This is a genomic window from Aquitalea pelogenes, assembly GCF_001515305.1.
GTDB lineage: Bacteria > Pseudomonadota > Gammaproteobacteria > Burkholderiales > Chromobacteriaceae > Aquitalea > Aquitalea pelogenes.
The window spans coordinates 1-21,974 of sequence record NZ_LNQV01000059.1 but is presented as its reverse complement, the minus strand read 5'-3'; the positions used below and the strand labels follow the sequence as shown (position 1 = coordinate 21,974).

Below are 21,974 nucleotides of genomic sequence, written 5' to 3'. Positions count from 1 at the left end.
GAGAACAATGCTGGTTACCGAGTTGGTGCCATCGGTGAAGGTGACGTACACCGCCTGGCCCGGTTCCACACCACTGGTGGTGCCGGTGACATTCACGGTGCCGGCTTCGGTCTGGTTGAAGATGTGGTCGCCGCCGCTGCCGTCATCAAGGATGGTGATGGTGGCGCTGGTATCGACCGACAGCTTGTGGCTGGCTTCGACTGCCGGATTACCTGCCTTGTCGCGGACATCGGCAGTAATGGTGTAGCTGCTGCCATCGGCCAGCTTGGCGACATCGGTAGCCGGTACTTCGGTACTCCAGCTGCCATTGCTCACGGTGGCGCTGTAATGCTGACCATTGAGCACTACATCAACAGTCTGGCCGTCTTCGGCACTGGTACTACCACTGATGGTCAACGGCAACTTGTGCTCGGCCGCATTGACAATGTCGTCGCCAGCCAGGCCGCTATCAATGCTGATGGTCGGTGCCTGCAAGTCCAGGCCATAGCTGTGGTTGGTGCTGGCATCGCCAGGATTGCCACCAATGCTGCTGGTGGTGACGCTGGCGTGGATGTTGCTGTCGTTCTTCAGGTCATCGCTGCTGACAGCAATGCTGTAGCCCAGCTTGCCGTTACCCAGATCCAGCACATTGCCATAAGCGTTTTGGCCATTCACGGTCAGTGTCACCGTGTCGCCAACCTTGACGTCACCACCAACGGTGCCGGTCACAGTGACGGTGCTGCCGCTGGTTTCCTGGATGTTCAGTACATTGTCGGCAGTCACCGGATCAACCGTGATGCTGGCCTTGGGCGATGTCAGGTCAACCAGGTAGTCATGATCGGTGGAAGCGGTAGCGGTGTTGTGGAAGGTGTCGCTCACGCTTACCGTAGCGTGGATTTTGGTGGCACCGGACAGATCGCCGGTACCCACATCAACGGAGAAGCCCAGCTGGCCGTTGATGTCGATCACGGTGGTTTCGTAGTGCGCACCGCCAATATCCAGCGTCACCTTGTCGTCCAGCTTGGCATCGCCACCCACCGTGCCGGTGATGGTGACGACATCGCCATAGAATTCATTGATGTTGAGGATGTTGTCGGCGGTGACGTTGTCCACCGAGATGGTGGCTTCCGGTGCCGTGACATGTACACCCAGGCCATGCTGCGCGGGCACCGCACTGTTACCGGCCAGGTCATGAACATTAGCGGTGATGGTATAAGTCTGGCCATCTGCCAGCTTGGCAACATTCACAGCAGGCACATCCACCGTCCAGCTGTTATTGGTCACGGTGGCACTGTAGTGCTCGCCGTTGAGCAGGACATCCACCTTCTGACCATCTTCCACGCCACTGGTGGTACCACTGATGGTTAGCGGCTGTTTCTGCTCGGCTTCGTTCACGACATTGTCACCGGCCAGAGTGGCATCAATGGCAATGGTCGGAGCCTTCAGGTCTACCGAGTAGGCATGGTCAGTCGAGGCGGTGGCGGTGTTGTTGTAGCTGTCGCTCACGCTTACCGTGGCGTGGATATTGGTGGCGCTGGACAAATCGCCAGTACCTACCACCCTGGAGAAGCCCAGCTGACCGTTGATGTCGATCACGGTGGTTTCGTAATGCGCACCGCCAATATCCAGCGTCACCTTGTCGCCCAGCTTGGCATCGCCACCCACCGTGCCGGTGATGGTGACCATGTCGCCGGAGAACTCACGGATATTGAGGATGTTGTCGGCGGTGACGTTGTCCACCGTGATGGTGGCGGTCGGCAGGGTGGCATGCAGGGTGGCTTCGTCCGTCGCGGTACCCGAATGATTGCCCACGGCATCGGTCTGGGAGGCACTCACGGTCACGGTGCTGCCATCAGCAGGCTTGACGATATCCAGGGTAACGGTGCCATTGCTGTAGCTGGCGCTCACACTGGCATCGCTGCCAGTGACGCTGCCATCGGCATGCACCACCAGGGTGGTGGTGTGGCCGCCATCGTTGACCACGATGGTGGCGCTGCCGTTCTTGGCCAGGTCGGCTGCATCCAGCTTGACGGTGGCTTCCACCTTGCCATTCACCAGCTCACTGGCGTTGATCACGCCATCCGGTGTGCCGTGCTCGCTGATGGTGACCGTCGGGGTGGCCGGCGGGGTGGTGTCGATGATGGCGGTAGCTGTTGCCGTGGCCGTGACACCGGCGGTATTGGTGCTGGTGGCAATCAGGGTGTCGGTGCCATCCGGCAGCGGGGAAGTGGGGGTGATGGTCCAGTTACCATCGCTGCCCACGACTGCACTGCCAATTACCGCACCGGAGGTATTGGTGACGATGACGGTGAGGCCCGGAATGCCGGTACCGTGAATGGTGGGCGTAGCGTCGTTGGTGGCACTGATGTTGTCGATGCTGACATTGACCGGTACTGCGGTATTGCTGCTTGCCTGGTTTTGTTCGGTCGGCAGGTTGAAGGCGGCACCACCGGCACCGTCACCCAGCGCACCGCCCAGCGCTTCGCTCACCCGCATCAGGCGGACAAAGCCGTGGCTGCCTTCGTCGGCACCACCGGCACCGTTCAGGCCGGCCGCTGCAGGATCAAGCTGGGCCAAGGGGTCCTGACCGTTTTCCAGGGCTGCCAGCACTTGCTGCGCTTCCGGCGCCAGCTTGGCCACGGCAGCTTCGGTCTTGTCTGTGGTTTGCGGCTGCATGGTTTCGGTGGTCAGCGCCATTTCGCGCGGGCCATCCACATTCAGCAGCTCACCGTCGGCACGGGCCACCGACAGGGTAGCGCCATCCAGCAGCACCACACGCTCACCCGGCTGGATGATGTCGCCGGCCTTGAGGATACGTTCATGCCCCTGGGCATCAATCGCTTTGGCAACGCCGTTAACGGCAACAACCTGACCTTGGACAGCAGTGGTGTTCATGTCTGACTCCTGAAAACGCAATATGCAGTTCGGCCAGCTTAGTCAGTCATGACGAGAAAATATATTGTACCGAAGGGCAAAGTCCTGCTTATTTTCAGAAATTTCGTATTGTCATAAAAGAACAAAGCCGCTCTATCAGATTGACAGAGCGGCTTGATCGGCAAGGCCGGGGCAACACTAGGCAGCAGTGAGTTTAAGCAGCAGTTGCAGGCGGTCCTCCACCCCGAACTTCTGGAACACCGAAGTCAGGTGCGCCTTGACCGTGCGTTCGGAAATATCCAGCTGGCGGGCAATATCCTTGTTGGAGCGGCCTTCACGCAGCGCCGCCACCACGTCCTGCTCGCGCGCAGACAGGCGGCTGCGCCAGTCGGTTTCGGTCCTGGCCGGCAGCTGGCGACCAAAGCGGGCGCACAGTTGCTGCATGATGCTGCGCCCCACCCAGGTGCCACCGGACTGCACAGTATCGAATACCTGTTGCAGCAGGTCGGGGGTACTCATGGCGTGGGCATAGGCCGCTGCGCCATATTGCAGCCACATCATGCCTTCTTCGTCGCGCGGCAAGGAGGACAGCGCCAATACCCGACAGTGCTGACAGGCCTGTTGCATGTCCTGCTCGCTGGGGGTGGTGGCCGCCAGATCCAGCAGAACCAGACTGTCGGCCGCCACATTGGCACGGTTGAGCGCGGCCAGGTCCGGCAGACGCAGGGCGTCTTGCAGCCCCAGACTGTCGGCCCAGCCATCGGCCAGGGCGCTGCTGGCGGTAATCAGGATGACGGGAGCGTTCATCGTTCGGTAAAGGCCTCTGCCTTGGCACGCAACACCGGTTTCAACAGATAGGAAAGAATGCTCTTCTTGCCTGTCATGATGTCCACCTGCGCCACCATGCCGGGAATGATGGGCAGGTGCTTCTCGCCCAATGCGCCCTGGCTGGTACGCACCTTGACAATGTAAAAGGCATTGCCCTTGTCGTCGGTCACGGTATCGGCACCGATTTCCTGCAGGCTGCCTTCCATGCCGCCGTACACGGTGTAGTCGTAAGCGGTAAAACGCACCATGGCGCGCTGGCCGGGGCGCAGGAAGGCGATGTCACGCGGCGACACGCGGGTTTCGATCATCAGCGAATCTTCCAGCGGGACAATTTCCAGGATGTCCTTGCCCGGCTGCACCACGCCGCCAATGGTGTTGACGAACAGGCGCTTGACTTCACCCTTCACCGGCGAGCGCACCTCGGACAGCTTGACCTTGTCGGCCAGGCCGGAGCTACCGGCGGACAGGCTGTTGATCTTGCCCATGGTTTCGGACAATTCGGCGCTGGCCTGATTGCGGAAGTTCAGCTCCACTTCCTGGATCTTGTGGTTGGCTTCGCTGATGGCGGCTTGCAGTTTGGGAATCTGCGCACTGGCCATGTCGCGTTCACCCTGATAACGCGATACATCACGCTGCAAGCGCAGCAGGTCGACATCCGATACCGCACCTGACTCTTTCAAAGGCTTGGTAACCGCCAGCTCGCGCTGCGTCAGCTGGTAGCCTTGCTGCGCCTGGGCCAGCTTGGCACGCACTTCGTTCAGCTCTTGCGAGCGCTGGGTCAGCTCCTGCCGGGCGATGGACACATTGGCATCCAGTTCGCGACGCTTGGTCTGGTAAAGGTCGGTTTCCTGCCGGGCAATATCGGCCGCCTGCTGCACCACTTCCTTGGGCAATTCGAACGGTACATTGTTGGCAATGGCACGCAGCCGCGCCGCCTTGGCCAGCAAGGACAGATACTGGGCCTGGTTTTCGTTCAGCGAAGAAACAAAGCGGGTGTTGTCGATATTCAGCAGCAGCTGGCCTTTTTGCACGATCTGGCCTTCCTTGACCAGAATCTTGGATACCACGCCGCCATCCAGGCTCTGGATATGCTGGTTTTGCGATACCGGCACCACCTTGCCTTCACCACGTGCCACTTCGTCAATCTGCGACAGGGCAGCCCACAGCAGTGCCACCAGCAGCAAGGCCAGCATGCTCCAGACAAACACGCGTGGCCGGCCCGGATTCTGTTCCAGAATGGCCCAGTCTCCGTCGGTGGCAAAATCCTGGCGGTCCTGCAAATCGCGCGCCGCCGCCCAGTCCATCAGCTTGTCCCAGTACGGCGAGGTTCGTCCCTGTCCGCCTCGAATCCAGCCTTGCAGGCGTTGTTTCCATGTTTTTTTCATCAGCCTGCCCTCCCCACCTGGCCTTGTTGCAAGGCCTGAATCACGGCGGCCTTGGGTCCGTCAGCCACAATGGCACCGTTGTCGATCACGATCAGGCGGTCAGCCAGATCCAGCAGGGCATTGTGATGGGTCACCATGATCATGGTCTTGCCCGCCATCACCTTGGCAAGGGTTTGCTTGATCTGGCCTTCGGTGGTGTGGTCCATATTGCTGGTGGGTTCGTCCATCAGCAGGATGGGCGGTGCATTGAGCAGCGCACGGGCAATGGTCACCGCCTTGCGCTGGCCGCCGGAGAGCGAATCACCACGCTCGCCGATCACCATGTCAAAGCCTTGCGGATGACCGTTGATGAAGTCGGACAGGCCAGCCAGTTCGGCCGCGGCAGCCACGCTGGCGTCGTAGGCATGCGGCGCACCCATGGCAATGTTCTGGCGTAGCGTGCCGTAGAACAGCACCGCATCCTGCGGCACATAGCCGATATGGCGGCGCAGCTCGGCCGGGTCCACCTGGTTGATGTCGATGCCATCCACCCGCACCGAACCCTCGGTTGGCTGGAACAGGCCCAGAATCAGCTTTTGCAGCGTGGACTTGCCGGAACCCACCCGGCCGATGATGGCCACCCGTTCGCCAGCCTTGATCTTGAACGAGACATTGCGCAGCGCCTGCTGCGGATTATCCGGATAGCTGAACGAGACATTGCGGAACTCGATCTCGCCCTGGAAGCTGGTGCGGTGGAAGAAGTTGGCATCCTGCGGCCGCTCCACCGGCATGTTCATGAAGCCGTCCAGCGAGGACAGCGACGTCTTGGCGTTGTGATACTGGGTGAGCAAGCCCACCAGCTGGCCTAGCGGTGCCATGGCACGGCCGGACAGCATCACCGCGGCAATCACCCCACCCTGCGAGGTATTGCCATCCATGATCTGGTACACCCCCAGCACCAGCATCACGATGGATACCAGCTGGGTGATGAAACCGGCAAAGGTGTTGGCCGAGGTGGCCAGCAGCTTCAGCCGCGCCCCTACCTGGGCCAGAAACAGCGTGCCCTGCTCCCAGCGCCCCTGCTGCTGGCCTTCGGCCGCCAGGATCTTGATGGTTTCCAGCGCGGCCAGGTTTTCCACCAGCTGGGCATTGCGCTGGGCCGAGGCACGCAAGGTGGCCTCGGTCAGCTCTTTCATCTTTTCCTGGATGAGCAGGGCAAACACGATCATCAGCAAGCCGCCCACCAGCACCGGTACGGTCAGGAGCGGGGAAATCCACAGGATCACCAGCAGGAAGATCAGCACGAACGGCAGGTCGATCAGGGCGGTGATGGAGGCCGAGGCAATGAAGTCGCGTACGGTTTCAAAAGCCCGCAGATTGGAGGAAAACGCCCCCACCGAGGCTGGCCGGGCTTCCATGCGGATGCCCAGCACCCGCTCCATGATCAGGCTGGACAGCGTCACATCCACCCGTTTGCTGGCCAGGTCGATCAGATAGGCGCGCGTCATCTTCAGCAAAAAGTCGAACACCAGGGCCAGCAAGCCGCCAATGGCCAGCACCCACAGTGTCTCGGTTGCCATATTGGGCACCACCCGGTCGTACACATTCATCGACACCAGCGGAATCACCAGCGCAAACAGGTTAATCAGCAAGGCGGCAATCATGGCGTCGCGATACAGCGGCAGGCCACCGTAAACGGTTTGCCAGAACCAGTGGCGCGAGCGGATTTCACCCAGCTCCGGCGCACGGCGTTCAAAATTGAAGCGCGGGCGGACAAAGATGGCCAGCCCCAGGTATTTGCCGGCCAGTTCTTCCAGCGAAATGCTCACTTCGGATTCGGTCAGCTCGGAGAAGCTCACCCGTGCCATGCCGCTTTCCGGGTCGATGGCGCGCAGAATGCAGGCTTCTTCGCCATCCAGCAGCAACACGGCGGGCAGCAGCGCGTCGCGCAGCTTGTCCAGCGGTTGGCGTACCACGCGGGAGGTCAGGCCGATGCGCCGCGCCGACCGTGAAAACATGGACGGATTCAAACGGTTATTGGTGAGTGGAATGCCTGCCACCAGCGATTCGCGGGTGGCATTGATGCCATACGAACGCGCCAGGGCAAAAAGACAATCCAGCAAGGGGTCCAGATGTGTAGCCTGCGGAGGAATGAAACCATGTTGTCCGGCAGAGGACGGAGAGTGCATGCGCGACCCTTCAGAAGCTTGAATGTGATGAGTCTGAAATACGCGACTCTTCATTAATGACGATATTCTAATCGAAGCTTCAAAGCCGACAAGATGTTAAGATCAGTTAAAATTTTTACTTTAAAATACAAGCAGAATTTGTGCAGGATTTTGCGCGTTTGCTTGGGATTACCAAAGAAAAAACAAAACCTGCCAATGGCAGGTTTTGTATAACAACTTCCGGCAAAACAATTCAGGCCGGTTTGCGCTTGAAAGTGCGGGCAAAACCCAGCACGCAGCCAAAGAACACCACGCTGATTGCCACTTCCCACAAGGCCAGGGTTTGCGACAGGCCGCTATCCCCCCAGCTGCGCATGATGCCCTCGGTAAAGAAGGCCAGAATGAACATGCTGGACCACTGGTAGGTATACAGGCGCTCCTTGAGAATGCCCATCAGCGGTGCCAGCAGGATGACAGCCTTGAGCGCCAGAAACGAGCCGCCCGGTCGTACCGGGGCCAGCCACAGCTCCCAGGCCAGGGTCAGCAGAATCAGGGCGACCAGACTGGCAGCCGCGCCATAGTGAAACAGTTTTCGGTTCATTTTTCCTGACTTCCAACCCTCACGGCACGACCGGGGCGCGCCATGAATACCGCCATGATGATGCCTACTTCGTACAGCAACCACAGCGGTACGGCCAGCATGGTTTGCGACAACACATCCGGCGGCGTGACCACCGCTGCCACCACGAAGGCACCGACAATCACATAAGGCCGTGCTTCGCGTAGCTGCGCAATGGAAATCACCCCCATGCGCACCAGCACGATCACGATGATGGGCACTTCAAAGGTCACGCCAAAGGCGATGAACATGCCCATGACAAACGACAGGTATTTGTCGATGTCGGTCATCATGCTCACCCCGCTGGGCGTCATCATGGAGAAAAAGTGAAAGGCCACCGGGAACACCAGGAAATAGGCAAACGCCATCCCCAGCAAGAACAGCAGCACGCTGGCCACCACCAGCGGCAGGATCAGTTTTTTCTCGTGGCTGTACAGCCCCGGTGCGACAAAGGCCCACACCTGGTACAGGGTGTTGGGCAGCGAAATGAGGAAGGCCACCAGCATGGTGAGCTTCATCGGCACGAAGAAGGTGGCGGTCACCTCGGTGGCAATCATGCTGCCGCCATTGGGCAGCGCGTCCAGCAAGGGTTTGGCCAGCAAATGATAGATATCGCCAGACCAGTGGAACAGGCCGAGAAACACCAGCATCAGGCCCAGAATGGCGCGTACCAGCCGCGTGCGCAATTCCAGCAGATGGACAAGCAAAGGTTGTTCGTTCATGCGTGAGGATGGGATGGGGTGGAAGTCTGGCCGGACGCTGGCGGCATGTCATCAAACAGGTCCAGCTGGTTTTCGTCGCGTGGCGGGGCTTCCGGCGCGGACTTTTCCTCCACCACGGTGGATACCACAGCGGCAGGTGCCGCTGCCTGCAAATCCAGCCCGCCATGAATGGTGCGGGCGGCCTCTTCCAGCGGTGCCTTGGCCTCGCTGGACAGTTGCTGCAGCTGGGCGGACTGGGCAGCCATTTCCTGCCGTACGCCCTGCACTTCCGCCTCCATCTGCGCCTTGAAACTGCTGGCCGCATCCTGGATATCGTTGCGCAGGCCATCCAGGCCGCTCAGATTGGCCTGCTGATGGATGTCGGCCTTGACGCTGGCAACAAAGCGCTGGGCACGCGCCACCAGCGCACCCAGGGTGCGGGCAACGGTGGGCAGGCGCTCCGGCCCCAGCACCACCAGTGCCACGATGCCGATCAGGAGGATTTCACCAAAGCTGATATCGAACACGATGCGGCCTGTGGTTTATTTCTTGTCGGATTCGTTGTCGATGATCCGGCCGGTTTCGGCAGGCTTGTCGGCCTTTTCGTTCTCGCCCTTCATGCCTTCCTTGAAGCCACGCACGGCGCCGCCCAGGTCTTCACCCACGTTTTTCAGTTTTTTGGTGCCAAACACCAGCACCACGATCAACAGCACAATCAGCCAGTGCCAGATACTGAAAGAACCCATTGCAACTTCCTTTCAAAATGATCAGGCGCACCCTTGGCCGGATACGCCGTTTACACCATCAGCCCTTGTGGCCGAATACATGCACATGCAGGTGGAACACTTCCTGGCCGCCACCATGACCGGTATTGATGCCGGTCTTGAAGCCGGCCGCCAGGCCCTGCTCGGCAGCCAGACGCGGCACCAGGCCCATGATGCGGCCCAGCAGGGCTTCGTGCTCCGGGCCGCACTCGGCCAGCGAGGCCACGTGCAGCTTGGGAATGATCAGGAAATGAACCGGAGCCAGCGGACGGATGTCATGGAAAGCCAGCACTTCGTCGTCTTCGTATACCTTGTTGCAGGGAATCTCCCCTGCGGCAATCTTGCAGAAAATGCAGTCACTCATAGCATGGTCCTGTCAGCGGTTCAGGAGGGGCGGGAGGCTTTTTCGTCGATGCCGGAAATGCCTTCACGACGATGCAGCTCCATCAGCACGTCTTCCGGACGCAGGCCATGATAAGCCAGCAGCACCATGGAGTGGAACCACAGGTCGGCTACTTCACGCACCAGATGCAGCTTGTCCTTGTCCTTGGAGGCCATGATGGTTTCTGCCGCCTCTTCTGCCACTTTTTTCAGAATGGCGTCTTCACCCTTGTGAAACAGGGAGGCCACATAGGAGGACTGGGGGCTCGCCTCGCGGCGGGCTTCCAGGGTGTCGGCTACAGTCTTGAGCACATCGAAGGTCATGATGCTTCACCTTTGCATACTGGGAATTCGGCAAGTATAGGCCGATTCACGCATCGGCCGTTAGCGCCCGGAGGCGGCTTGTCATTGTAACGGCTGCGGATGGCAGCTGTTTGACACGGCGCAACTCAATGCTTGTGCTGGTAAATGGCGTCCGGGTCTTTGAGTACGGCGTCCACGATGGTCCAGCCACCGTTTTCAAAACGGCGGTAGAAGCAGCTTTCGCGACCGGTATGGCAGGCAATGCCACCGGCCTGGCGGATCTGCATCACGATGACATCACCATCGCAATCAAGCCGCAGTTCGTCCACGGTTTGCAGATGGCCGGATTCCTCACCCTTTTTCCACAGCTTCTGGCGCGAGCGGCTCCAGTAGTGGGCAATGCCGGTATCGGCCGTCAGTTGCAGGCTTTCGCGGTTCATCCAGGCCACCATCAGCACGCGGCCGGTAGCACTGTCCTGGGCAATGGCGGTCACCAGGCCCTGGGCGTCCCACTTCACTTCGTCCAGCCAGTTGCTCATAGCCGCACCTCGATGCCTGCGTCACGCATGGCTTCCTTGGCCTCGCGCACCGTGTATTCGCTGAAGTGGAAGATGCTGGCAGCCAGCACGGCATCGGCCTTGCCCAGCTTCACGCCATCCACCAGATGCTGCAGATTGCCTACGCCACCGGAGGCAATCACCGGAATGCCGACGCCTTCGGACACGGCACGGGTCAGCGGCAGGTTGAAGCCGATCTTGGTGCCGTCGCGGTCCATGCTGGTGAGCAGGATTTCACCGGCACCGTATTCCTGCATCTTTTGCGCCCATTCCACGGCGTCGATGCCGGTACGGTTGCGCCCGCCATGGGTAAACACTTCCCAGCGGTCGTTTTCCGGGGTGACGGCCTTGGCGTCCACTGCCACCACGATGCACTGGCTGCCGAACTTGGCGGCGGCTTCGCGCACCAGTTCGGGGTTGGTCACCGCAGCGGTATTGATGCTGACCTTGTCGGCACCGGCGTTGAGCAGACGACGGATGTCTTCCACCTTGCGCACGCCACCACCCACGGTCAGCGGGATGAATACCTGTTCGGCCACCGATTCGATCACATGCAGGATCAGGTCACGGTCGTCAGAGCTGGCGGTAATGTCCAGAAAGGTAAGCTCGTCGGCACCCTGTTCGTTGTAGCGACGGGCGATTTCCACCGGGTCGCCGGCATCGCGCAGGCCGACAAAGTTGACGCCCTTGACGACGCGACCGGCAGTCACGTCCAGGCAGGGGATAATGCGTTTGGCCAGAGTCATGTTCGCAACACAAAAAAATTTGGCCGAAGCGTCTTCGGCCACAGGCTGTTGACAAAGTAATTGGATCCGATGTTACCGGCCCCGGCCAAGCCGGGCCGCTCCACCGCAGTAGCTGATTCCACAGCCTTCCTGTCGATTCCCATCCCCCCGCCCTTCCCTGATCGGGAAGGGTGCCTCGCCTTCTTGGCAGAAGGCGAGATCCGGTTTGGCAACAGCCTTGCCAAACCGGGGATTAAAGCCGGATCAGGCCTCGGACAATTCGTCAGCCAGCGTCTGCGCAGCAGCAAAGTCGATGCTGCCTTCGTAGATGGCACGGCCGGTGATGGCACCTTCGATGCCCTCGTCTTCCACGGCGCACAGATTGCGTACGTCGTCGAGGTTGGTCAGGCCGCCGGAGGCAATCACCGGAATGGTCAGTGCCTGGGCCAGCTTGACGGTGGCTTCGATATTGACGCCGTTCATCATGCCGTCACGGCCGATGTCGGTATAGATCACCGAATTGACGCCGTAATCCTGGAAGCGCTTGGCCAGGTCGATCACATTGTGATTGGTGATCTTGGCCCAGCCATCAATGGCCACCATGCCATCCTTGGCATCCAGACCGACAATCACCTGACCGGGGAAGGCATCGCAGGCATCATGCAGGAAGCCGGGAGTTTTCACCGCGGCGGTACCGATGATGACGTAGGACAGGCCCATGTCGAGGTATTTTTCGATGGTGTCCAGGTCGCGGATGCCGCCACCCAGTTGCACCGGCATGTCGTCGCCCACTTCCTGCAGGATGGAGCGGATGACATTCAGGTTCTTGGGTTTGCCGGCAAAGGCACCGTTCAGGTCCACCAGATGCAGACGTCGTGCGCCCTGGTCTCGCCAGTGAGCGGCCACCTGGACCGGGTCATCGGAAAAGACGGTGGCATCGTCCATGACGCCCTGTTTCAGGCGTACGCATTGACCATCTTTGAGGTCGATAGCGGGTATAAGCAGCATGGTGCTAGATCAACGTAAGTTAAACACTGCCGTCCCATGCCAGGAAGTTCTTCATCATCTGAAGACCGGCACGGTGGCTCTTTTCGGTATGAAACTGCGTCGCAAAGATATTGCCACGCCCGACGATACAGGAAAATCTGTCCGGGTACTCACTTTCCGCCAGCGTCAGCGCTGCATCGGCCGGGGCGAAATGGTAGCTGTGGACAAAATAGAAACGCTCGCCATCTTCTATCCCGGCAAACAGCGGATGGGATGTTGTCTGGTAAACGCGGTTCCAGCCCATGTGCGGCACCTTGAGGCGCTCGCCAGCGGCGTCCGTCAGGTTAGCCGAAAAACGGACCACATTGCCCGGAAACAGGCCAAGTCCGGGCGTATCGCCTTCTTCACTGTGCTGGAAAAGCAACTGTGCACCCACGCAAATGCCAAAAAACGGCTTGGTTTGCGTGGTTTCACGTACTGCCTCGGCCAGGCCGTAGCTGTTGAGCTCGCGCATGCAGTCCGGCATGGCACCCTGGCCGGGAAACACTACCTTGTCTGCCTTGACGATGGCTTCCGGGTCGCGGCTGAGGAAAATGTCCGCGCCCTGCTCGTTGACTGCCTGGATGGACTTGAGCACCGAGTGCAGATTGCCCATGCCATAGTCGATTACTGCGACTTTCATCATGCCCCTAACTGTTCGGATGAAGGTGGGCTGCGGCTCAGGCCGTCAGCGTACCCTTGGTGGACGGCGTGGCACCGCCCATGCGTTCGTCCACTTCACAGGCCATGCGCAGCGCGCGGCCAAAGGCCTTGAAGATGGTTTCGGCCTGATGGTGGCTGTTTACCCCGCGCAGATTGTCGATATGCAGGGTCACCATGCTGTGGTTGACGAAGCCATGGAAAAACTCGGAGAACAGGTCGACATCGAACTGGCCGATGCTGGCGCGGGTGTATTCCACGTTGTACACCAGACCGGGACGGCCGGAGAGGTCGATCACCACGCGGCTGAGCGCTTCGTCCAGCGGCACGTAGGCATGGCCGTAACGGCGGATGCCCTTCTTGTCGCCAATGGCCTTGGCAAAGGCCTGGCCCAGCGTGATGCCGATGTCTTCCACCGTGTGGTGGGCATCAATGTGCAAATCGCCCTTGGCCACGATGTCCAGGTCGATCAGGCCGTGGCGGGCAATCTGGTCCATCATGTGGTCGAGAAAGGGCACGCCGGTATCGAAATGACTGCGGCCAGTACCATCCAGGTTCAGGGTGACGGTGATCTGGGTTTCCAGGGTATTGCGGGTAACGGAGGCTGTTCTCATGATTTCAGGCAAAGTAGCCGGCCAGTGCAGCAAGCACGGCCGTGTTTTCATCCGGACTGCCCACGGTGAGGCGCAGACAGTTGTCGAGCAGCGGGTGGCTGCCATGCAAGTTCTTGATCAGGATGCCATTTTTCTTCAGGAAGGCAAACAGTTCTGCGGCATCCGGCACGCGGATGGTGACAAAATTGGCCTGTGAATCAAATGCAGTCAACGCGCTGTACTGACGCAAGGCCTGCAACAGGCGCTGGCGTTCGTCGCGCAGGGTCTGTGCCTGCTGCATGAACACCGCCAGATGGCGCAGCGCAAAGCGGGCTGCCGCCTGGGTCAGCACATTGATGTTGTAGGGCGGGCGTACCTTGTCCAGCTCGTCTATCCATTCGGCACAGCCTGCGGCATAGCCCAGGCGCAAACCGGCCAGGCCCAGCTTGGACAGGGTGCGCATCACCAGCAGATTGGGGCGGCTACCGGCCAGATCCATCAGGCTGTCGCTGGCAAAGGCCTGGTAGGCCTCATCCACCACCACCAGTCCCGGTGCGGCATCCAGCACAGCCAGTACCTGCTCGCGGGAAAATTGCGGGCCGGTGGGATTATTGGGATAGGACAGGAACACCATCGCCGGCTGATGGGTGGCAATGGCCGCCAGCAGGGCCGGCAGATCCAGGCTGAAATCGACATTGAGCGGCACCCCGACATACTGCAGGCCGGAGAACAGCGCATTCATGCGGTACATGACGAAGGACGGCTCCAGCGCCAGCATCACCGCGCCGGGGCGCGCCAGTGCCTGGGCAATCAGGGTGATGATTTCGTCCGAACCATTGCCCAGCAGCACACTGGCAGATGCCGGTATGTCAAACGCTGCCTTCAGTTCGTCCTTCAGCCCGCCGCCATGCGGATCGGGATAACGGTTGATGGCGACGTCGGCCAGGCATTGCCCCAGTTCGGCGCGCAGTGCAGATGGCAGCGCGTAGGGGTTTTCCATGGCGTCCAGCTTGATGAGGCCGCTGGCATCAGCCACGTGGTAGGCCTTGATTCCGGCAATTTCCGGACGGACCAGTTGCTTGGCAGTCAATGTCATGATGATGGAGCCGGATCAGTTGTCATCACAAGCGACCGGCTGTTTCAGGTGTAGCTGTTTCAGGTATGCAAGGGGCGCTGCCGGAACAACGCACAGGCTGGCTATCCTACCGTGTTCGGCTGTTTTGGGCTAGTTGCGCGCCGTGGCCAGCCCGCATGATGGCACGGGAAACCGACATTTGACGACATTTTCACCGCACACAAAAAAACAGGGCCGGCATCGCGCCGGCCCTGTCTTCAGCTGAAGGATTTTCTCAGGATTCCAGCCGCAGCTCGGCAGCACGGGCGTGAGCGGTGAGGCCTTCGCCATGCGCCAGCACGCTGGCGATCTTGCCCAGTTTCTGCGCGCCGGCGGCAGACACGCGAATCAGGCTGGAGCGTTTCTGGAAGTCGTACACGCCCAGCGGGCTGGCAAAGCGTGCGGTGCGGCTGGTGGGCAGCACGTGGTTGGGGCCTGCACAGTAGTCGCCCAGGCTTTCCGAGGTGAAACGGCCCATGAAGATGGCACCGGCATGACGCAGCAGCGGCAGGCTGCGTCCGGGTCAGCCACCGACAGCTCCAGATGTTCCGGCGCAATGTAATTGGCAATCTCGCAGGCTTCGGCCAGGTCGCGCACCTGGATCAGCGCGCCACGGTTGCCCAGGCTGGCTTCGATGATGGCGCGGCGCGGCATGGTGGGCAGCAGCTTTGCAATGCTGGCTTCCACTTCGGCAATGTATTCCGCCGACGGGCACAGCAGGATGGCCTGGGCGATTTCGTCGTGCTCGGCCTGGCTGAACAGGTCCATGGCAATCCAGTCGGCCGGGGTGTTGCCATCGCAGATCACTAGGATTTCGGACGGACCGGCCACCATGTCGATGCCCACCACGCCGAACACGCGGCGTTTGGCAGCGGCCACATAGGCATTGCCCGGCCCGGTAATCTTGTCCACCTGCGGGATGGTTTCCGTGCCATAGGCCAGCGCGGCCACGGCCTGGGCACCGCCACAGGTGAATACCTTGTCCACACCGGCGATGAAGGCAGCAGCCAGCACCAGGTCGTTGCGCTCGCCTTGCGGGGTAGGCACCACCATGATGATTTCGCCCACACCGGCCACCTTGGCCGGCATGGCGTTCATCAGTACCGAGCTGGGATACGCCGCCTTGCCACCGGGCACGTAGATGCCCACGCGGTCCAGTGCGGTGACTTGCTGGCCCAGCAGGGTGCCGTCTTCGTCCTCGTAGCTCCAGGAATGGGCCAGCTGTTTCTCGTGGTAGCGGCGTACGCGTTCGGCAGCGCCGCTCAGGGCCTGTTGCACTTCGGCGGGCAGACGCTGCCAGGCAGCTTCCAGCTGCTCACGCGACAGGGTGAGCTCGGCCATGGAAGCGGCCTGCATGCGGTCGAAGCGGTTGGTGTATTCAAGTACCGCTGCGTCACCGCGCGCCTTGACGTCATCACAGATGGCGGCCACGGCGCTGTCCACTGCCGGGTCCTGCGCGGTTTCAAAGGCCAGCAGTGCTTGCAGTTGCTGCTGGAAATCAGCTTGGGTCGAAGACAGTTTCAGCATGGGATCCCGTTTCCGCCTTATGCCGGCACGGCAGAGGCAAAGGCATCCAGCACCGGCTGGATGCGGTCGTATTTGAGCTTGAGCGCAGCCTGGTTCACCACCATGCGCGAGCTGATGTCGATGATGTGTTCCACCGCCACCAGATTGTTGGCGCGCAGCGTACCGCCGGTGGATACCAGATCGACGATGGCGTCGGCCAGCCCTACCAGCGGAGCCAGTTCCATCGAGCCGTACAGCTTGATGATGTCCACATGCACGCCCTTGGCAGCAAAGTGTTCTCGGGCGATTTTCGGGTATTTGGTGGCCACTTTCAGGCGTGCGCCCTGGCGCACGGCATTCTGGTAGTCAAAGCCGTTTTCCACCGCCACCATCATCTTGCACTTGGCAATGTTCAGGTCCAGCGGCTGATACAAGCCGTCGCCGCCGTGTTCGATCAGCACGTCGCGACCGGCAATGCCCAGATCGGCTGCGCCGTACTGGACATAGGTGGGGACGTCCGACGCTCTTACAATCACCAGCCGTACATCGGCATGATTGGTGCCGATGATGAGCTTGCGCGAGGATTCCGGATCTTCCGCCGGAACAATGCCGGCAGCGGCCAGCAGGGGCAGGGTTTCTTCAAAGATGCGCCCCTTGGACAGGGCAATGGTCAGGGTCATGATGATAAACAGACAATGGAAATGAAAAATGGGATGACCATCAGCCAACCAGCGCGCGGCGTTCGCGTTCCAGATGGCCGACATAACGCTGCACCAGCGTTTCCGACGACGGAGTCATTTTCAGGAAAGCACAGCCGACACGCACTGCGTCGTTGCCGTTACGCAAACGGGTGGTCAGGTGGTGTCGCACTTCGATGCCAGCCCGCAGGCTGCCAATCGGCCTCAGTTCAAAACTGCAATCCAGATATTGCTGCCCCAGCTCGAAACCCGGCGTTTGCGCCGCCGGCAACCACAGGCTGCACCCCCCCAGGCTGATGTCGAACAGCACCAGGTCGAGTGGGCGGTTGGGATAATCGGCAATATGGCAGCTGACCGGATTGCTCACCGGCGTCTGGATGCGGAAAAATTCGCGGCGCTGCAATTTGATGACCTGCTCCGGCAGGTCCACCTCGAAGGCCGGGCCGCTATCGAGCATCACCTTGCGGGCAGCCGTGGTGACAAACTGGGTTTTCACCCCTTCGGGCGAGCAGACAAAGACATTGCGCTCGCTGGCCAGCAGCTGATCGTTGGTGACCGGGTCCGCACCCCAGTCCAGCAGCAGCACGCCACGCTTGGCATCCACCTCCAGAAAGCGGGTGAGGATGAAGGTTTTGCCCTTGTTGGAAAACACCGTGACCATATGACCCGACTTGGCAATGGAGGCCAGATGGTGGACCACCTCAACCGGCGTGGCCAGTGTGTACCTGGACAGATCGGGTTGGGCGTGGTCGCCATGCGGCATGCCGGCGGTATTGTCTTGGCTCACGATGGATGCTTCTTTCCGCGATTTAAAGTTGAATCATTGGCTGAATTCTAGCGTAACAGCTGACGAATATCATGGGTCAGGCTGTCTGCCGGTGTTCCGTAGGCCTCATAAACACGCAATTTGCCGCTCTTGTCGAACAGATAGGAGCCGGCACTGTGATCCACGGTATACGCGCCATCGGCTCCGGCCACCTTTTGCGCCACCACCTTGTAAGCCGACTTGACGGCGTCGATCTGCGCCGGCGTGCCGCTCAGGCCGACAAAGCGCGGATCAAAGTGCGGCACATAGCCCGCCAGCACCGCACCGGTATCACGCTCCGGGTCAACCGTAACAAACAGCACCTGCACCTTGTCGGCATCCGCGCCCAGCTTTTTCATCACCGTTGCGTATTCCAGCATGGTGGTGGGGCAGACATCGGGGCAATGGGTATAGCCAAAGAACAAGGCAACCACCTTGCCGGCATAGTCGGACAGCTTGCGCGGCTTGCCTTGATGATCGGTCAGACTGAAGTCGCCACCCAGCTGGGTGCCACTCATGTCGGTACCCTTGAGGTCCAGTTTCACTTCCGCCTTGGGAGCGCAGGCCGCCATGGCCAGCAGCAGGCTGGCAAGCATGAAAAATCGCAACAGAAAACGCATCAGGTAACCACTAGCAGACAGATGGAATTGAGTCGGCAGGGCGGCAGGCCCGGCCATGTAACAGCCTGTCAGGATACTGGCGAAGCACCGGTACAGCAAGAAACTCGCCACAGCAATGCCACGGCTGGCGACTGCCTCATGCCAGCGCCATTCAGTGCGGATGCGGACCAATGCCCTTCCCCAGCCAGGTGGATGGCCGACGGCCTGCCTGTTGCACCATGGCAGACACGTGCCGCGCGGCGCGGGCGTGCAGGCGGCACAGCAGGGTCCACACCGTAGCCAGCAGCAACATCGCCAGCACATGATGGGCCAGCGCAATGGGCAGCGGGCGTTGCAACAGGACATTGGCCATGCCCAGCAATAGCTGCAAACCAGCCAGCAAACCGAGCAGGCACAGCTGACGACGCAAGGACGGGTAAGACCACAAACGCCATAGCGTCAGCAGCAGCAGGCCAGACAACAACGCAGCGCCCACACGATGCAACCAGTGCACCGCCACCAGGGCAGTCAGGGGGAGCGTCGCATGCTGCTGATCGGCACCCTGCCAGCCCGGCCAGGCTGCCGACAACTGCATGGCGGGCCACCAGTCACCGTTGCAGCGTGGAAACCCCTGGCAGGCCAGCGCGGCCTGATTGGCCGCCATCCAGCCGCCGAGGGCTATTTGCCCGGCCAGCACCAGCAGCAGCAAGGCCGCCAGCCGCCAGTGAGACGGTGCCACCGCCTGTGACGGCCAGTAACGTGCGCTGGCCGTGCTGCACAGCAAGGCAAACAGACACATGCCCAGCAACAGATGGCTGGCGACAATCAGCGGGCGCAATTGCAGGGTCACGGTCAACATGCCCAGCATGGCCTGCAACAGCAGCAAGACCAACAGTCCGCTGGCCGCAAACAGCTGCTGACGGGTGCGCCAGGCCTGCCAGCAATACGCCAGCAGCAACAGGCCCAGCCCACCGGCCAGATAGCGATGCGCCATTTCCTTCCACGCCTTGTCCGTGCTCACCGGGCCGTCCGCCTGCAAGCGCATGGCATGGGCAATGTCCTGCGCCGCCTGTGCCGGGGAGAGCTGGCCAAAGCAGCCGGGCCAGTCCGGGCAGCCCAGCCCCGCCTGCGACAAGCGGACATAAGCACCCAGCGGCAACAGGATGCAGGCCAGCACCACCGCCAGCCAGAGCAGCTTTCGCATTGCAGTCTCCTTATTGTCCTGCCGTCGGCAAGATGCTGCCGGGCCAGGCTCACCCCAGTCCGTATTCACCCGCGAACAGCATGGCCAGCTCGCGGATGATGGCGGGCGGGCTGAGCGTGTCGGCATAAAACAGCAGTTGCCGTCCTTGCGGGTCGATCAGGTAAAAGCCGGGCTCCTGCGCGCCGGCAACTTCGCCAGGCAGTGCCAGCAGGCCATCACCCTGTGCCGGACTGGCCGGTGGCTGATACAACACCACCCGGCGCAAGCGCGGTGCCGCCTCGCCCAGCGCCAGATGAATCTGCCGCATGGCATGCAAACGCTGCTGGCAAGCCTGTTCACAAGCACCGGCACCCTGCTGCGTCACCAATACCCACCTTCCCTGCGGCCAGGTGGCATGCCCGGCAATTGCCAAGGCTTGCAAGGGCAGCAAGCGGCCATAGCTTTTGCCTGCCTCAGGCTGCCACCAGTGATAACTGACCCATGCGGCCAGCGGGGGCAGCAGGCATAACAGCAGCATCAGCAACAGGACGCGACGCGCTGTCATGCCCCACTCCGCCGCCAGCGCCACAGCAGGCAAAGCCCCAGCAACAGCCACTGCACGGCATAGGCGAAATGGCGCTGGGCAGACAAGGGTGGCAACAACGGCCATGGCTGCAGGCCGGACAAGGGCGGCTGGGCGATGAAGACACCGGCATGCCAGTGGCCCGGATAGCGCCGTATCAGGGCCGCCATGTCCACCGCATCGACTTCACCTGCCGTACCCAGCCGGGCTGCCGGCAAGGTCCAGCGCCCATGCCAGGGCCACCACTGGCCGGGCAACTGCGCCGGCAAGGACAGATCCGGCAAGGGGCTGTTAGCTGCACGCCAGCCAAGATCGGCCAGAATCAGGCTGCCATCGGCCAACCGCAGTGGCTGCAGCACACGCTGGCCCGGCATGCCCTCCAAGAGACTGTTGGCCAGCCGGATGGGCAGCCCGGCGGCACGGACGCCCTGCAACCGGTAGCGCGCCAGATCTGCCATCCCGGTCGACGGCAGCATGCGGGCCGGCGGCGCTGCCTGTCGCGTGGCCAGTGCCTGTTCCAGCCCCAATTTGTCCATGCCGCGCTGCCATTGCCACAGCGCCAGTACAAAAGGTAACAACACGCATAACAACAGAAACCCACGACCGCGATTTTTGCCACTAGACTGAATACATGTATTCGCTGTCCGGGCAGTACCGGGGGATTCCGCCATGAAAATCATCATCCTGTTCTTGCTGGCTTGTATCGTGCTGGCGCTGTTCTGGGGGCTGTCCGGCCTGCTGAAGGCGGAATCGGGGTCGCAACGGCTGATCCGCTCGCTGACCTTGCGGGTAGGCCTGTCCATCGGCCTGTTCATGTTGCTGCTGCTGGGCGCACTGTTTGGCTGGTGGCGGCCGCAGCAGGCGGGTTGAGTCCGGCTCATAGGCAATACACCAGCACAAACAGCAACAGCCACACCACATCGACAAAATGCCAGTACCAGGCCGCCGCTTCGAAGGCGAAATGGTGCTGGCGGTCAAAATGTCCACGCCGTACCCGCCGCCATACCACCAGCAAGATCAGGCTGCCCAGCAGCACATGCAGGCCATGCAGGCCGGTGAGCAGATAGAAGGTCATGCCGTAGGCCCCGGCCGACAAGGTAAGCCGCCAGGCCGTCCAGGCGTGGTGGTATTCGAAGGCCTGCAACAACAGGAACAAGCCACCCAGGCTGAAAGTACAAAGCAAACCGGCTTGTAACTGCTGCCGCCTCCCTTGCAGCAGGCCCCAGTGCGCCCAGGTCAGCGTGGCACCCGATGTCAGCAGAATCAGGGTATTGAACGCGGGCAGGCCCCAGGCCTCCATCGCCAGGTAAGCTTGCGTGGCCTGCGGTGCGGTCTGCAAGGGCCAGCTGGGGGAAAAATCCGGGTACAGCCATTTGTAATCCAGGCCGCCCAGCGTGGGCAGCGCCACCAGCCGCAGCCAGAACAGCACGCCAAAACACGCGGCAAACAGCATGACTTCGGAAAAAATGAACCAGCCCATGCCCCAGCGAAACGACAGGTCCTCCTGCTGCCGGTAACAGCCTTGCTGGTTTTCGCCTATCACGTCACCAAACCAGCCGACCAGCATCCACAACAGGCATAGCGCGCCGAGCAGCAACAGCCCGCCACCCCACGCCACGGCATTGACGGCCAGCGCCGCACCCAGCCCGAGACAGAACAATGCCAGCGCGCCCAGCGCCGGCCAGCGGGATGGTGCCGGTACGAAATACGGCCCGGCCAGCGGTTGTTCGGGATGCTCCATTGCCCTCTCCTCAAGCACCTATCCAGCGCGCCAGCGCCAGCAGCAAGCCAATCAGCATCAGTACCAGCAACAGTGCGGTGATGATCAGCTGCCACGGTCGCCCAGGACGCCTCGGATGGCGCATGGGGTTTGGCCGGAGCCGACCAGGATTGCAGCAAGTCCTTGCCGCTTTGCAGCCAGCTGCTGCAGCCAGCCAGCAGCAA

At 61.0% G+C, this 21,974-nt stretch carries 25 protein-coding genes and 1 pseudogene; 1 reads left to right on the top strand and 25 read right to left on the bottom strand.

Annotation, left to right across the window (positions count from 1 at the left end; genetic code table 11):
- The 23 genes and pseudogenes from AWT75_RS18305 to AWT75_RS18195 form a co-directional block, all read right to left on the bottom strand.
- Window positions 1-2,874 (bottom strand): retention module-containing protein (locus AWT75_RS18305; RefSeq protein WP_153013380.1); only part of this gene is annotated, 2,874 nt, incomplete at its 3' end.
- Window positions 2,875-3,051: 177 nt separating this feature from the next.
- Entirely contained in the window at window positions 3,052-3,660 is a 609-nt protein-coding gene (locus AWT75_RS18300) for a helix-turn-helix transcriptional regulator (protein WP_062791034.1), read from the bottom strand.
- Window positions 3,657-5,066, bottom strand: a complete 1,410-nt coding sequence (locus AWT75_RS18295) for an HlyD family type I secretion periplasmic adaptor subunit (RefSeq protein WP_062791032.1) — start codon at window positions 5,064-5,066, stop codon at window positions 3,657-3,659. The genes AWT75_RS18300 and AWT75_RS18295 overlap by 4 nt, the downstream gene beginning before the upstream one ends.
- Window positions 5,066-7,234, bottom strand: a complete 2,169-nt coding sequence (locus tag AWT75_RS18290; protein ID WP_062791030.1) for a type I secretion system permease/ATPase — start codon at window positions 7,232-7,234, stop codon at window positions 5,066-5,068. The genes AWT75_RS18295 and AWT75_RS18290 overlap by 1 nt, the downstream gene beginning before the upstream one ends.
- A gap of 232 nt (window positions 7,235-7,466) precedes the next feature.
- The gene (locus tag AWT75_RS18285) at window positions 7,467-7,814 is read right to left on the bottom strand and encodes a DUF2069 domain-containing protein (RefSeq protein WP_045845759.1); all 348 of its coding nucleotides are present in this window, start codon (window positions 7,812-7,814) and stop codon (window positions 7,467-7,469) included.
- A complete protein-coding gene (tatC, locus tag AWT75_RS18280; RefSeq protein WP_062791028.1) occupies window positions 7,811-8,554 on the bottom strand; it encodes a twin-arginine translocase subunit TatC in 744 nt (247 codons plus the stop codon). The genes AWT75_RS18285 and tatC overlap by 4 nt, the downstream gene beginning before the upstream one ends.
- The gene (gene tatB, locus AWT75_RS23625; protein ID WP_062791026.1) at window positions 8,551-9,060 is read right to left on the bottom strand and encodes a Sec-independent protein translocase protein TatB; all 510 of its coding nucleotides are present in this window, start codon (window positions 9,058-9,060) and stop codon (window positions 8,551-8,553) included. Before tatB ends, tatC begins: the two co-directional genes overlap by 4 nt.
- Window positions 9,061-9,075: 15 nt before the next feature.
- Window positions 9,076-9,279, bottom strand: coding sequence for a Sec-independent protein translocase subunit TatA (gene tatA, locus AWT75_RS18270; RefSeq protein ID WP_045845762.1), 204 nt, complete (start codon window positions 9,277-9,279; stop codon window positions 9,076-9,078).
- 58 nt (window positions 9,280-9,337) lie between these two features.
- The gene (locus AWT75_RS18265; RefSeq protein ID WP_045845763.1) at window positions 9,338-9,661 is read right to left on the bottom strand and encodes a histidine triad nucleotide-binding protein; all 324 of its coding nucleotides are present in this window, start codon (window positions 9,659-9,661) and stop codon (window positions 9,338-9,340) included.
- A 20-nt stretch (window positions 9,662-9,681) separates the two neighbouring features.
- On the bottom strand, window positions 9,682-10,002 hold the full coding sequence (locus tag AWT75_RS18260; RefSeq protein ID WP_082086335.1) for a phosphoribosyl-ATP diphosphatase: 321 nt from the start codon (window positions 10,000-10,002) through the stop codon (window positions 9,682-9,684).
- A gap of 125 nt (window positions 10,003-10,127) precedes the next feature.
- Complete coding sequence (gene hisI / locus AWT75_RS18255; protein ID WP_045845765.1) at window positions 10,128-10,520, bottom strand: phosphoribosyl-AMP cyclohydrolase; 393 nt, start codon at window positions 10,518-10,520, stop codon at window positions 10,128-10,130.
- Window positions 10,517-11,284: an imidazole glycerol phosphate synthase subunit HisF gene (gene hisF / locus AWT75_RS18250; RefSeq protein ID WP_045845852.1), complete on the bottom strand. Its 768-nt coding sequence runs from the start codon at window positions 11,282-11,284 to the stop codon at window positions 10,517-10,519. Before hisF ends, hisI begins: the two co-directional genes overlap by 4 nt.
- 243 nt (window positions 11,285-11,527) lie before the next feature.
- Complete coding sequence (gene hisA / locus AWT75_RS18245; protein ID WP_045845766.1) at window positions 11,528-12,271, bottom strand: 1-(5-phosphoribosyl)-5-[(5-phosphoribosylamino)methylideneamino]imidazole-4-carboxamide isomerase; 744 nt, start codon at window positions 12,269-12,271, stop codon at window positions 11,528-11,530.
- A gap of 19 nt (window positions 12,272-12,290) precedes the next feature.
- Window positions 12,291-12,932 carry an imidazole glycerol phosphate synthase subunit HisH gene (gene hisH / locus AWT75_RS18240; RefSeq protein WP_062791039.1) on the bottom strand — a complete coding sequence of 214 codons (642 nt, stop codon included), beginning with the start codon at window positions 12,930-12,932 and terminating at the stop codon, window positions 12,291-12,293.
- A 37-nt stretch (window positions 12,933-12,969) separates the two neighbouring features.
- Window positions 12,970-13,563 (bottom strand): imidazoleglycerol-phosphate dehydratase HisB, encoded by a 594-nt coding sequence (gene hisB / locus AWT75_RS18235; RefSeq protein WP_045845854.1) that lies wholly within the window; start codon window positions 13,561-13,563, stop codon window positions 12,970-12,972.
- A 4-nt stretch (window positions 13,564-13,567) separates the two neighbouring features.
- Window positions 13,568-14,638 carry a histidinol-phosphate transaminase gene (gene hisC / locus AWT75_RS18230; protein ID WP_062791024.1) on the bottom strand — a complete coding sequence of 357 codons (1,071 nt, stop codon included), beginning with the start codon at window positions 14,636-14,638 and terminating at the stop codon, window positions 13,568-13,570.
- Between the two features lie 253 nt (window positions 14,639-14,891).
- Window positions 14,892-16,183: pseudogene (gene hisD / locus AWT75_RS18225) on the bottom strand (histidinol dehydrogenase).
- 17 nt (window positions 16,184-16,200) lie between these two features.
- Entirely contained in the window at window positions 16,201-16,842 is a 642-nt protein-coding gene (hisG, locus tag AWT75_RS18220) for an ATP phosphoribosyltransferase (RefSeq protein WP_045845855.1), read from the bottom strand.
- Between the two features lie 40 nt (window positions 16,843-16,882).
- Complete coding sequence (locus tag AWT75_RS18215) at window positions 16,883-17,647, bottom strand: flagellar brake protein (RefSeq protein ID WP_231588817.1); 765 nt, start codon at window positions 17,645-17,647, stop codon at window positions 16,883-16,885.
- Window positions 17,648-17,694: 47 nt separating this feature from the next.
- Window positions 17,695-18,285: an SCO family protein gene (locus tag AWT75_RS18210; RefSeq protein ID WP_239689651.1), complete on the bottom strand. Its 591-nt coding sequence runs from the start codon at window positions 18,283-18,285 to the stop codon at window positions 17,695-17,697.
- 151 nt (window positions 18,286-18,436) lie between these two features.
- Window positions 18,437-19,468 (bottom strand): COX15/CtaA family protein, encoded by a 1,032-nt coding sequence (locus tag AWT75_RS18205; RefSeq protein WP_062791022.1) that lies wholly within the window; start codon window positions 19,466-19,468, stop codon window positions 18,437-18,439.
- A gap of 49 nt (window positions 19,469-19,517) precedes the next feature.
- Window positions 19,518-20,012, bottom strand: coding sequence for a hypothetical protein (locus AWT75_RS18200; RefSeq protein WP_153013379.1), 495 nt, complete (start codon window positions 20,010-20,012; stop codon window positions 19,518-19,520).
- The gene (locus AWT75_RS18195) at window positions 20,009-20,611 is read right to left on the bottom strand and encodes an SURF1 family cytochrome oxidase biogenesis protein (RefSeq protein WP_239689650.1); all 603 of its coding nucleotides are present in this window, start codon (window positions 20,609-20,611) and stop codon (window positions 20,009-20,011) included. Before AWT75_RS18195 ends, AWT75_RS18200 begins: the two co-directional genes overlap by 4 nt.
- 88 nt (window positions 20,612-20,699) lie before the next feature.
- On the opposite strand from AWT75_RS18195, the gene AWT75_RS18190 reads away from it, so the two are divergent.
- On the top strand, window positions 20,700-20,900 hold the full coding sequence (locus tag AWT75_RS18190; protein WP_062791018.1) for a DUF2909 domain-containing protein: 201 nt from the start codon (window positions 20,700-20,702) through the stop codon (window positions 20,898-20,900).
- Window positions 20,901-20,907: 7 nt separating this feature from the next.
- Here the strand turns inward: AWT75_RS18190 and AWT75_RS18185 are convergent, their stop codons facing one another.
- Together AWT75_RS18185 and AWT75_RS21030 are read right to left on the bottom strand one after the other, a co-directional pair.
- The gene (locus tag AWT75_RS18185) at window positions 20,908-21,771 is read right to left on the bottom strand and encodes a cytochrome c oxidase subunit 3 (RefSeq protein ID WP_062791016.1); all 864 of its coding nucleotides are present in this window, start codon (window positions 21,769-21,771) and stop codon (window positions 20,908-20,910) included.
- 10 nt (window positions 21,772-21,781) lie between these two features.
- The gene (locus AWT75_RS21030; RefSeq protein WP_082696199.1) at window positions 21,782-21,895 is read right to left on the bottom strand and encodes a DUF2970 domain-containing protein; all 114 of its coding nucleotides are present in this window, start codon (window positions 21,893-21,895) and stop codon (window positions 21,782-21,784) included.
- Window positions 21,896-21,974: the final 79 nt, after the last annotated feature.

What these genes read in the sequence shown, in the direction of transcription:
- AWT75_RS18300 (WP_062791034.1), bottom strand. Translation starts at nt 3,660, where the DNA reads ATGAACGCTCCCGTCATCCTGATTACCGCCAGCAGCGCCCTGGCCGAT.
- AWT75_RS18295 (WP_062791032.1), bottom strand. Translation starts at nt 5,066, where the DNA reads ATGAAAAAAACATGGAAACAACGCCTGCAAGGCTGGATTCGAGGCGGA.
- AWT75_RS18290 (WP_062791030.1), bottom strand. Translation starts at nt 7,234, where the DNA reads ATGCACTCTCCGTCCTCTGCCGGACAACATGGTTTCATTCCTCCGCAG.
- AWT75_RS18285 (WP_045845759.1), bottom strand. Translation starts at nt 7,814, where the DNA reads ATGAACCGAAAACTGTTTCACTATGGCGCGGCTGCCAGTCTGGTCGCC.
- tatC (WP_062791028.1), bottom strand. Translation starts at nt 8,554, where the DNA reads ATGAACGAACAACCTTTGCTTGTCCATCTGCTGGAATTGCGCACGCGG.
- tatA (WP_045845762.1), bottom strand. Translation starts at nt 9,279, where the DNA reads ATGGGTTCTTTCAGTATCTGGCACTGGCTGATTGTGCTGTTGATCGTG.
- AWT75_RS18265 (WP_045845763.1), bottom strand. Translation starts at nt 9,661, where the DNA reads ATGAGTGACTGCATTTTCTGCAAGATTGCCGCAGGGGAGATTCCCTGC.
- AWT75_RS18260 (WP_082086335.1), bottom strand. Translation starts at nt 10,002, where the DNA reads ATGACCTTCGATGTGCTCAAGACTGTAGCCGACACCCTGGAAGCCCGC.
- hisI (WP_045845765.1), bottom strand. Translation starts at nt 10,520, where the DNA reads ATGAGCAACTGGCTGGACGAAGTGAAGTGGGACGCCCAGGGCCTGGTG.
- hisF (WP_045845852.1), bottom strand. Translation starts at nt 11,284, where the DNA reads ATGACTCTGGCCAAACGCATTATCCCCTGCCTGGACGTGACTGCCGGT.
- hisA (WP_045845766.1), bottom strand. Translation starts at nt 12,271, where the DNA reads ATGCTGCTTATACCCGCTATCGACCTCAAAGATGGTCAATGCGTACGC.
- hisH (WP_062791039.1), bottom strand. Translation starts at nt 12,932, where the DNA reads ATGAAAGTCGCAGTAATCGACTATGGCATGGGCAATCTGCACTCGGTG.
- hisB (WP_045845854.1), bottom strand. Translation starts at nt 13,563, where the DNA reads ATGAGAACAGCCTCCGTTACCCGCAATACCCTGGAAACCCAGATCACC.
- hisC (WP_062791024.1), bottom strand. Translation starts at nt 14,638, where the DNA reads ATGACATTGACTGCCAAGCAACTGGTCCGTCCGGAAATTGCCGGAATC.
- hisG (WP_045845855.1), bottom strand. Translation starts at nt 16,842, where the DNA reads ATGACCCTGACCATTGCCCTGTCCAAGGGGCGCATCTTTGAAGAAACC.
- AWT75_RS18210 (WP_239689651.1), bottom strand. Translation starts at nt 18,285, where the DNA reads ATGCGTTTTCTGTTGCGATTTTTCATGCTTGCCAGCCTGCTGCTGGCC.
- AWT75_RS18205 (WP_062791022.1), bottom strand. Translation starts at nt 19,468, where the DNA reads ATGCGAAAGCTGCTCTGGCTGGCGGTGGTGCTGGCCTGCATCCTGTTG.
- AWT75_RS18200 (WP_153013379.1), bottom strand. Translation starts at nt 20,012, where the DNA reads ATGACAGCGCGTCGCGTCCTGTTGCTGATGCTGCTGTTATGCCTGCTG.
- AWT75_RS18190 (WP_062791018.1), top strand. Translation starts at nt 20,700, where the DNA reads ATGAAAATCATCATCCTGTTCTTGCTGGCTTGTATCGTGCTGGCGCTG.
- AWT75_RS18185 (WP_062791016.1), bottom strand. Translation starts at nt 21,771, where the DNA reads ATGGAGCATCCCGAACAACCGCTGGCCGGGCCGTATTTCGTACCGGCA.
- AWT75_RS21030 (WP_082696199.1), bottom strand. Translation starts at nt 21,895, where the DNA reads ATGCGCCATCCGAGGCGTCCTGGGCGACCGTGGCAGCTGATCATCACC.